The following is a 10758-nucleotide window of genomic DNA, read 5'->3' as shown; positions in this document are numbered from 1 at the left end:
GTGAGCGTCAATTAACCACCAGTCTGCAAATGGTCGTTTTAGCGTTTTTAGCACTATTACTTAAGAGATTTTAGACATCTTCTTAGTGATAGCGATTTCAATGTTGAATGTGAGATTGTCGCACAAAGCAAAAGTCTATGCGTAAACACCTCGAACAAAAATCTCCCAAACAGGGATTTTTATTCAAGGAGACTTATACTGAGATCTCTAAGCGCTTTGTTGCACTCACTAATTTTAGGACAGCTCCGCAAAGCAGCAGCCTGTGTCTAAGTCATCTCGGCTAAAAATCTAAAATCAGAATTTTCGGCCGAAATAACTTAGGCTCTAGCTACTAAACGCTTTGCTCCGCTCACTATTTTGAGGGTGAACAAGTATGAAAAATTTTATTTCAATACCGGTTGTTGAATCTGGGCTATATATATTTGGTGGTCACCAGCATACGGTTCCAGGGGGCTGGAGCTTTTTTGAGCAGAAGCACCAAGCGTTTGAATTGATGTGTGTCTTAAAAGGCTCGCAAACGACGACTTTAAAAGGGTTTGCTCCCATGACGTATGGGCCGGGAAGCGCGTTAATTATTGCCCCAGGGACACTCCACAATAATCGCAATGCCAGTAAAGACAAAGAAATGACCTATATTTGCTTTCATTTTAACTTTGAGAGTCTGGGACTTAAGTCAGCGATTATCAGTAATATTGCAAATGCCGTGATTCCCCCGGATAATCCAGTTGCCAAGGCTTCGATGGCCGCGGCTTTAGACATTGTTAAGTACAGTAAGGGCGTCAAACTGACGGAAGAGCAGGTTAACCTCAAAATTCAAATTCGGTTGTTGAGTTATTTATATGAGTTGACCGAAAAATTATCCGAATTCTCCCGTGAGGATCAACTCCATTTCACTGAACGAGAGGCTAAGGTTGCTCGAAAGATGGCAACGTTAATAACGGAGGGGATTGATAAGAGTGATCATCATCAGTTCTCATTTGGAGACATCTGCAAGCAAATTGATATTAGCAGCGGTTATGGGCACCGGACATTTAGAAAAGTGTATGGAATGACCCCGCTTCGATTCATTGATGAAAAGAAATACCGTAAAGCTAAACTACTGTTAGGGTATATGGAATACTCAATTGAAGATGTCACGTATATGATGGGTGCCAGCAGCATTTCAAATTTCAGTAAGCAATTTAAAAAATGGTCAGGAATTACCCCGAGTGAATACCGAAAACAAATCAGCCCAAAGAGAACGGTAAGGTCGGTAGCACAGAGTGGACACTTTGAATAAGTGAGCGAAGCAAAGCGTTTAGAAAGCTGCACCTAAGTCACTCCTGCCAAAAGCCCAGGCCCACGGCTTTTGGCAGGAGTAACTTAGGTGCAGCTTTCTGCTTTGCAGAGCGGTCCTACGCCACACAACAGCGAACAACAAAAAAAGCGGCCTAAACTTTTCGCTAGATGGCTTACACAATTCCTTGCACTACAAAGTAATTTCACTCTAACTAAGACAGAACATCAACTGAAAAACAAAAATCCAACAGTAATTTCGAATCCAAGCATCAGTTAAGGCAAATGATTTTTCGACTTTAACTGATGCTTATTATTTTGATCAACAGTCTAATTTTATAAAGATAAAATAGTCTCATTTTCGAAAAAAGCGGGAAAGTTATTATCAATTTATATGGTCACAAATTAACTAATTCCGGTTAAAAACTAAGTTAATGTTATTGACTGAAAGCGGATACAATGTGAACTGTAGTTAAGTAAACCTCTGTGTTAACGGGGCGACTTGCTCGATATGGATTACTAAAACCAAAAAATCATTTGCTAAATTTCTAACCAACTTACAAACTGCAATTCGTTCAGATACCATTAATCAGCAAATGAAAAGCAATTGGTGACGGTTGTTTTATTGAGTAGATCGCCTCATTGATGGTCATAGGTTTACTAACGCTGTCATTTGTATGCTATAAGCAAAGGAGAATGAAACATGGCAAGTAATGTTAATGATGCTGCGACTAAACACGTTGCCGAAAAAGAATTCGCCAAGCTCTCATGGGGTGAGCGAATTAGTTATGGTGCCGGTGATTTAGCCCAGAACCTTATTTTTGGTACGGTTGGTTCAATGTTACTGTTTTATTTAACCACCGTTTTTGGAATTTCTGCCACAGTTGGGGCAACTATTTTTCTGATCGTTCGTTGGATCAACGTTTTCTGGGATCCTTATGTTGGAGCTGTTGTTGATAGGAGTAAGTTTAAACGAGGTAAGTACCGACCGTTCATTTTATATTTTGGAATTCCATTAACCGTATGCGCGGCCTTACTATTCTTCCCAATGGAAGCTGTTCGGGGAAATGTGATCTTTGCGTTCATCTCATACATGGCAACCGCAATGATTTACTCATTTGTTAACATCCCGTATGGTGCTCTGAATGCGTCACTTACTCGGGATAACGATGAAGTTTCGACTTTGACAACTGTCCGGATGACCGAAGCTAACATTGGTAACTTGATGGTTTATACATTCTTACCGCTGTTTGTTCAACTGGCTTCCCCAGACAAGCAATTAAAAGACATTGGTTTCTTTGGAATTAAGTTACATCTTGGGAATTATGCATCACCTCATGCTGGGGGTGCATACTTCTTGGTTATGTCAATCTACATGGTGATTGGCTTTGCGTTATTGATGGTGACCTACTTCGGCGTTAAAGAACGAGTATTGCCGACCGCTGAGGAAACTGATGCCGTTAAATACTCAGATCTGTTCGCTGAAATCAAACGTAACAAACCTCTCCAAGTATTGGGGATGTTCTTCCTAATTGGTTTTACCTTCATGTTCTTTGGTAACACTGTTTGGCCATTCTACATGCAATATAACGTTGGTCATCCAGAATGGGTTGCTTCCATTAACTTGATTGGGTCCATTCCAGGAATCTTCCTAGTATTCTTATGGCCAATTGTTCGTAAGAAGATCGGTAAAAAACAGTTCTTCTACATTTTCTTAACATTATTCATCGTTGGCCAACTCATTTTGTGGGTTTGGCAAATGCCTGCATTTAAAGACTCACCATTACTTGGCTACGTTGGTCGTTTCTTGATGCAATGGGGAATTACCGCCGCTACTGGTTACATGTGGTCATTGGTACCAGAAGTTGTTTCTTATGGTGAATACCAATCAAAGAAACGGGTTGCCGGAATTATCAACGCTATCATGGGCCTGTTCTTCAAGATTGGACTAGCTTTAGGTGGCATTATTCCAGGTTATATCAACGCCTTCTTCAAGTTTGATGGTGCTAAAGCTCACCAAAGTGCTTCTGCTTTGATGGGAATCCAGTTCTCAATGATTTGGGCACCAATCGTCTTGGCATTAGTTGCAATGTGGATTATGAGCAAATACCCATTGAGTGACAAGGATGTTGATCGAATTAACTTGGAAATTGACAAACGTAAGAGTGAAGGTCAACTTTAATAATTAGTAAGTAATAGAAAGGAAATATTGTCATGAAAATTTCAAACCCAGTATTACCAGGCTTTAACGCCGACCCAAGTATGATTAGAGTTGGTGACACGTATTACATCGCCAATTCGACCTTTGAATGGTTCCCTGGCGTTCGGCTTCATGAATCCAAGGATATGGTTCACTGGAAATTATTACCGTCTCCGCTATCAACGACTACGTTATTGGATATGAAGGGTAACCCAGCTTCAGGCGGTATTTGGGCACCGGATTTGTCATACGCTGACGGTAAGTTTTGGCTGATTTATACGGATGTCAAGGTTACTGAGGGCGCCTTTAAGGATATGACCAATTATCTGACAACGGCAGAAAACATCACTGGTCCGTGGAGTGATCCGATCAGGGTGAATGGCGTGGGCTTTGATGCTTCCCTGTTCCACGATCAGAATGGCCGTAAGTATCTGGTTCAACAGACTTGGGATCACCGTGAATACCACCACCCATTTGACGGCATTACGCTGACTGAGTTTGATACTAAGACGATGAAATTAGATCCAAAGACTGCTCGAACCATTTATCGTGGAACTGATGTAAAGCTGGTTGAAGGGCCACATCTGTATCAGAAGGATGGTTATTACTATCTATTTGCAGCGCAAGGCGGCACGGTCTTTACTCACCAGGAAGTCGTTGCACGGTCAAAGACATTGGACGCTGATTCATTTGAAACCGAACCAGATGGTCCATTTATTACGAACTTTGATACACCAGACTTGGCGATTCAAAAGCAAGGTCATGGCGCTTTGGTTAACACACCAGGCGGTGAGTGGTACTATGCCTCATTGATGGCCCGTCCTTGGAATCATAAAAACGAGTCCGCATATGACCCACGTGGCTGGAGTACACTAGGTCGAGAAACATCTATTCAAAAAGTTGAATGGGACGATCAGGGCTGGCCACGAGTTGTTGGCGGCCACGGCGGTCAAGTAGAAGTAGATGCGCCAAAGGATGCCATTGAGACTGACGCACCGTTAGATCATTCGCGGCATGATGAGTTCGATTCAGAGACGCTCGACTACGACTGGAACACATTGAGAGTGCCATTTAGCGAGCACATGGGATCATTTGGTGATGGTCAGTTGAAACTGGTTGGGCACTTCTCACTGGCAAGTAATTTCGATGTTTCGATGATTGCGAGTCGTTGGCAGGCGTTTAATTTTGATGCTGAAACGAAGGTCAAATTCGATCCGTTTACGTATCAACAGATGGCTGGCTTAACAAACTTCTACAATGACAAGCACTGGTCATGGATCTTTATTACGTGGGATGAAAAGAAAGGTCACGTCATTGAAGTTGCTGAAAACAATCGTGGGAACTACACGTCTTACCTGAAGGATGATGCGATTGCCATTCCAGATGGTGTTGAATACGTCTGGTTCAAGACGAAGGTTCGTAAACAGAGTTACACTTATGAATACTCGTTTGATGGCGAGACCTGGCATGAGGTTCCGGTAACCTTGGATGCAGCTGTTCTTTCTGATGATTATGTCTTACAAACTTATGGTGGTTTCTTCACCGGGGCATTTGTAGGATTGGCAGCGGTGGACTATTCGGGTTATGATGCAACGGCCACTTTTGATTACTTTGATTATAAGGAATTAGACGAGTAGCCTGAGGTCAAAAAGGGTCGGTCAGGCTATGATAGAAATAAACAATAAAGACCGGGCTCAAAACAAAATGAGCTGGAAGCTAAGCAGACGAGATTGTCTGTTGACTTCCAGCTCATTTTAGGTTGCTTTATTTTTTCTACTAATAGGCTCTTAGGGTTCTAACACTGAATTAATAGCCCTTCGTCGTAAAGTACCAGTGAACACGATCGCCACTCTTCAATGGCGTTAGATTGGCTGCGTGATCAATAAACTTATGGTTAACGCTGAACATCCAACCGGAACCGGTTTTCACATCATTCTCGCGGAGACCGTTAATTCCGTTGATGTAAACGGAATGTCCCGGAATGTAGCTGATCTTTAATTTGGTCTGCTTGAGGACTGAAAAGGCGTTAGCGTTCTTTTTGACCCGCATGCTCTTAGCGTAGAATGTCTTTTTGTAGCCATCAACTCTTAAATAAATCTTGATGGTATTGGCGGTGTTACCCGGTTTGCTGGCAGCTTTGGAGTTGCCAGCAACGACCTTGGTCTCATTCTTATGGTTGACTTTACCAAGTTTATCGCTCTTTGGAGTTGTAGCAGTCTTCTTGGTAGCAGTCTTTTTAGGACTAGTGGTTGCCGCCTGCTTGCGAGTTTTGGTTGTTTGCTTGCCAGGCTTCGTAGAATTCGATTTACTTGACTGACTGCCAACTGCTTTTTTACCATCCGGCTTCTTAGCATCCCTTTTGTTCGAAGGCGTCTTTTTTACTTTATCAGAGCTGGCTTTTTTGGCTGGTTGCTTCTGTGAGCTTGATTTACTGGAAGAACTGGCTGCCTGCTTTGAAGTTCGGGGACTGTCAGAGTGGCTTTTAGATGAAACTACCTGTTGAATTCCAAAGGCAAGACCAATCGTTAACACAAACGCAAGAATGAACCCAATGACTTTCTTCATATTGTTTCGTTTCATTTTTGCACCTCACTAACGTTGGGGACTAATTAATCGTATAAACAGATCGATTCTTGAGAGCAGCTTTGTAAGCAGCGATGGCGAGGTTTACTTGACCGACACCGTATAGTTGAGTAGCTGCCTTCTTGATTGAACCAGTGTTATTAACGTATGTCAGCATGGCGTAAAGTGGCGTGGCCGTTTGCGATGCCTTCATTGCGCTACTGTTGACGTACTTTTTAGTAGCTGAATCATTGGATAAGGCAATGATGGCTTCGGCGGTTGAATTGGCGTTTGGCGTTGTCTTGCCATTGAATGTATAACCAAAAGTGCCATTCTTCTGCGCAATATCAAATAGGAACTGTTGCCCTTTTTGAATACTTATCCTGACGTTGCTTGCACTTGATTTGCCACGAGAGAGCGCAGTGAGAGCCATTGCAGTTGTATCAGCGTCCTTGGTACCTTGTCGATTATTGTAAGTCCAGCCGTTGTTATTGAGCTGAACCTTAACTAGCTGATTACTAAGACTGGCCTTGCTGAATTTGGCACCCTTAGGTTGTTTGAATTTGTTACTCATTGAAATGGCAATTAGGGTTTGAGATTGTGCACTAGCGGTCTGGTTAGTGATACTGGTCTTGTAGAGGCGAGATACTAAATTAATCCCCTTTTTTTGACCATACGGTTTGTAATTCTGAGCGTTTAGCCCCATTGTTTGCACGGCCATTACGGCATTAGCTAACGTGGCAGCTGGACTATTGCTTCGAACCACCAGATTTTTGCGTAACAGATTTTTTTCATTGGTGGTAAATTTGTAGCCGTTACCCTTCAAGCCCAATAAAAAGTCTGAATAACCCGCTGAGGCACCGGTTTCTGGATAAAGCTTTTGACTGAAGATTGAGCTAGAATTACCTGAAAGGCCCGTTTTGTTGGTTTTGATCATCTTTTTAGCATAAGAATACGTCAAAGCTGTTCGGCGCTGAATAGTTGAAACGCTGGCTTTCTTCGTTGAAGCCGCATTAGCCCCAGTTGCGAAAGTAAATGTGGTTAGGATTAAGGCAGCAGTTGATAATAAAGTTTTAATTGTTTTAGTCATTGTATATTCTCCCTTAATGACAGGTTTGAGTTTTCTCAATGAAAAAGATCTGGATTTCTCAATTCAGATCTTTTTGTTAAAGGAATGAGTAATAAGATAGCCTATTTTGTATATTCCATTGAAACGGTATCCCCACTCTTGAGTACGTAAGCACCCAGAGAAGTTTGAATGAAGTTACCACTTACAAAGCATGTCCAACCAGTATTGGTTCCTGAAGGGCCGGCGTTAAACCCATTGATGCCGGTAACGTATGCAGAACTTCCAGAGCCAGAAACTGTGACGTTGAGCCCATTTTGTTGAGCTAACGCATACAAAGCATCTAAAGCGGTAGAACCAACTGGAATTGTGACATTGCCACTTGAAAGCACGCTGCCATTAGCGGTGGCTTTAACGGTTACCGTTTCAGTAGCCGTTGGAACTACTGGTGTAGGGGTCACTGACGTATTATTAGTAGGCAGCGTTGCCGTCGAGTTGGTAGTTGTGGTACTTGAGGTTGTTGAATCAGTAGTTGTAGGAGTAGAGGTTGATGTTGTAGAGGTGTTTATAGTTGTTGAAGGCGTAGTTGCTGTCTCCTTAGCCTTACTAATTTTAGTTGCCAAGACCAACTTCTTGTTAGCTGAAACATAACGATTGTTTGTTAATAAGAAGCGGGTTGTGTGGCCATAATTAACGACCTTTTTAACGGTTAACGAAGTATTCTTTTTAACGTGCCGTTTCTTGTCGGTTAATTTAACCTTACCGTATTCATTGATTCCCTTGGGGTTAATGACTTTAATCTTGGTTACTTTGGCCGAGTAGTAGGCGTTTTTAAAGTACTTCGATCCCGAAAGCGTGTAACCAGTTTTGCCACTCTTGGTGTCTTTGACTTTATAAACTGCCTTGCCTTGTTTGTTGGTTGTTTGACTGATGACCAAGAACATTGGGCGGTTAACTCGAGCTTGCTTTTTATAAGTCTTTGTAAGATTTGATTTTGTGAAATTCGTGTTTTTGTATAACTTAATGGTAGTTAGACCGTAAACAACTGAACCATTGACGCTTGGCTTTTTACTGGTAGTCGTTGAAGTTACGACCGGGGTAGTTGTAGGTGTGCTGATTGGCGCAGCGGTTGTTGCACTTGGAGCCGTCGTGGATACTGATATGCCACTATTTGGCACTATAATAGGAGCCGTGTGAGCGACAGTAACATTATTGATTTCAGCAACACCAGCGTTTCGATCGGCAATAGCTTCAGCACTAGTGTTATCAGCATTGATTTTGGCGGTATAGGTAGCAAGGATTTGGCTTACAGTGTTGGTTGCATTATTTTGATCAGTTGTGGTTGCCTGTGAATCATTACCGATAGCTTGTTTCTTTGTAGTAGCAGCTGTATTTAAACTGGCGAGTTCGCCTGGTTTGAGGGCTGCGTTTTGATTAAAAGCGAAAATTGAACCGATTCCACCATCTTTTGTAAATTTAGCTTGTTGGAGAGCAGACGTGCCTTCGTAAAGGAGAAATGAATCGCTTGGGGTGGAAGAGACCTTTTGATCAAGTAATCGTTGAATTGGTGAAACGTAATCAGTCTGATTATTCAGTGCGGAATAAACATTGGTACCCGCAGCGGCGAGAGCATTAGTTAAAGTAACATCGTTATAGTTGGTTTCTGTCTCAGAACTATCTGAAAAGCCACCATTTTTTTGATATAGTGTTTTTTCAATCGCAGAAATTGCATTACTAATGGTATCTTTAACGTTTGGCTGATCAGTATTCATTGAAAGTACTAATATGGCTTGGCCAGTTGGATCAAGAGTACTAGAGTATTCAGTCCCACCATAAGTGTAACTGTAAGTCCATGTTCCGTTTTTAGCTTGAGTAATCAATGCAGCCGTTAGCGTCTTTCTTGCGTTTTGCGCAGCAGTTCCATAATTGCCACTGCTTAGTCCTTCTAGATCGTTGACAATTGAATAAAAGTCAGTTGCATTGTTGGCATTATCGACGACCTTTGCAATGAGATCTTTACCTTCAACGTTCGCTGGATTTTTACCAATAGCGCTCAAGCCAATAATTGCAGCGACATCAGAAACCGCTTTTGCACCGGTATCGACTCCACTGATGGTCCTGTTGTTTTGAATAATTGTTTGATAAATAGCTTGAGCTTGAGCATCCGTAATTCCGTTAGAACTCATCGCTAAGATTGGTGCGTCCCAGGGGCCAAGTGAATCGCCCTTTTGCGCTGTATTATTAACCCCAGTTGCAATTGCGGAATCAACATCCGATGCTGTATCAGCCTTAGCAACGGAACTACCGCCGATAAATAACAGGAAGACGCCTAATATTAGCGAGATCCAATAAATAAGTCGTTTCTTATTCATAAAAACCCTCCTCAAAGTAAGTGAGCGGAGCAAAGCGATTAGAAACTGGAACATAAGTCCCCTTCGATAAAAATCCCTAGTTTTGGGGAATTTCTGTCAGAGATGCTTATGTGGAAGTTTCTACTTTGCGCAGCTGTCCTAAAAAGTAACCCAATAAAACTAAAACTACCCAACGAAAAAAGCCCAACTAGTTATCCTAGCGGGGCCGAGATTAATCATTAATAACTTAAATACAGATATTTAATGCACAGTAAATAAAATATCGTGTAGTAATGTCATTAATTGCCAAAGTCGACCCTTAAGATACTTTGCAATCAACATCATAAACGTCTCCTGACTCGATCTTGACCTAACACCTGTCCTCTTCCCAGGTTGATACCCAGTGAGTTGCGACGGGTTAGTTGATCTTACAGTAGCTAAGGGGCTGCAAAGGCTTTTCACCTTTTTCCGGTTTACGATGTTTCTTAACAGTGAAAATTATAACACGTTTAGTAAGCGTTTCCGACAATTTATTAAAAAGTGTAAGGTTCGTAAACAGAGTTACACTTATGAATACTCGTTTGATGGCGAGACCTGGCATGAGGTTCCGGTAACCTTGGATGCAGCTGTTCTTTCCGATGATTATGTCTTACAAACTTATGGTGGTTTCTTCACCGGGGCATTTGTAGGATTGGCAGCGGTGGACTATTCGGGTTATGATGCAACGGCCACTTTTGATTACTTTGATTATAAGGAATTAGACGAGTAGCCTGAGGTCAAAAAGGGTCGGTCAGGCTATGATAGAAATAAACAATAAAGACCGGGCTCAAAACAAAATGAGCTGGAAGCTAAGCAGACGAGATTGTCTGTTGACTTCCAGCTCATTTTAGGTTGCTTTATTTTTTCTACTAATAGGCTCTTAGGGTTCTAACACTGAATTAATAGCCCTTCGTCGTAAAGTACCAGTGAACACGATCGCCACTCTTCAATGGCGTTAGATTGGCTGCGTGATCAATAAACTTATGGTTAACGCTGAACATCCAACCGGAACCGGTTTTCACATCATTCTCGCGGAGACCGTTAATTCCGTTGATGTAAACGGAATGTCCCGGAATGTAGCTGATCTTTAATTTGGTCTGCTTGAGGACTGAAAAGGCGTTAGCGTTCTTTTTGACCCGCATGCTCTTAGCGTAGAATGTCTTTTTGTAGCCATCAACTCTTAGAAGCTGTCTAAAATCTCTTAAGTAATAGTGCTAAAAACGCTAAAACGACCATTTGCAGACTGGTGGTTAATTGACGCTCAC

General features: G+C 42.0%; 7 protein-coding genes, 1 pseudogene and 1 riboswitch. Of the genes and pseudogenes, 4 read left to right on the top strand and 4 right to left on the bottom strand.

What is annotated here, in order from left to right:
• Positions 1–373: 373 nt before the first annotated feature.
• The 3 genes from ACYVR3_RS15415 to ACYVR3_RS15405 all read left to right on the top strand — a co-directional run bounded on the left by ACYVR3_RS15415 (position 374) and on the right by ACYVR3_RS15405 (position 5112).
• A complete protein-coding gene (locus ACYVR3_RS15415) occupies positions 374–1279 on the top strand; it encodes a helix-turn-helix domain-containing protein (RefSeq protein ID WP_461244943.1) in 906 nt (301 codons plus the stop codon).
• 699 nt (positions 1280–1978) lie between these two features.
• Positions 1979–3457, top strand: coding sequence for an MFS transporter (locus ACYVR3_RS15410; RefSeq protein ID WP_461244942.1), 1479 nt, complete (start codon positions 1979–1981; stop codon positions 3455–3457).
• Between the two features lie 32 nt (positions 3458–3489).
• Positions 3490–5112, top strand: coding sequence for a glycoside hydrolase family 43 protein (locus tag ACYVR3_RS15405; RefSeq protein WP_461244941.1), 1623 nt, complete (start codon positions 3490–3492; stop codon positions 5110–5112).
• Positions 5113–5281: 169 nt separating this feature from the next.
• On the opposite strand, the gene ACYVR3_RS15400 is transcribed toward ACYVR3_RS15405, so the two are convergent.
• The 3 genes from ACYVR3_RS15400 to ACYVR3_RS15390 all read right to left on the bottom strand — a co-directional run bounded on the left by ACYVR3_RS15400 (position 5282) and on the right by ACYVR3_RS15390 (position 9475).
• Complete coding sequence (locus ACYVR3_RS15400) at positions 5282–6055, bottom strand: DUF4430 domain-containing protein (protein ID WP_461244940.1); 774 nt, start codon at positions 6053–6055, stop codon at positions 5282–5284.
• Between the two features lie 25 nt (positions 6056–6080).
• A complete protein-coding gene (locus tag ACYVR3_RS15395; protein WP_461244939.1) occupies positions 6081–7127 on the bottom strand; it encodes a fucose-binding lectin II in 1047 nt (348 codons plus the stop codon).
• 101 nt (positions 7128–7228) lie between these two features.
• Entirely contained in the window at positions 7229–9475 is a 2247-nt protein-coding gene (locus ACYVR3_RS15390) for a DUF5776 domain-containing protein (RefSeq protein ID WP_461244938.1), read from the bottom strand.
• Between the two features lie 308 nt (positions 9476–9783).
• Positions 9784–9971, bottom strand: a riboswitch (cobalamin riboswitch).
• A 21-nt stretch (positions 9972–9992) separates the two neighbouring features.
• On the opposite strand from ACYVR3_RS15390, the pseudogene ACYVR3_RS15385 reads away from it, so the two are divergent.
• Positions 9993–10223: pseudogene (locus ACYVR3_RS15385) on the top strand (beta-xylosidase family glycoside hydrolase); the annotation flags it as partial.
• Between the two features lie 169 nt (positions 10224–10392).
• Here the strand turns inward: ACYVR3_RS15385 and ACYVR3_RS15380 are convergent.
• Positions 10393–10635: a DUF4430 domain-containing protein gene (locus tag ACYVR3_RS15380; RefSeq protein ID WP_243674008.1), complete on the bottom strand. Its 243-nt coding sequence runs from the start codon at positions 10633–10635 to the stop codon at positions 10393–10395.
• Positions 10636–10758 lie beyond the last annotated feature (123 nt).

This window comes from Secundilactobacillus muriivasis, assembly GCF_054785195.1.
The sequence above is the reverse complement of the archived record's forward strand: the minus strand, read 5'-3'. Positions and strand labels throughout refer to the sequence as shown.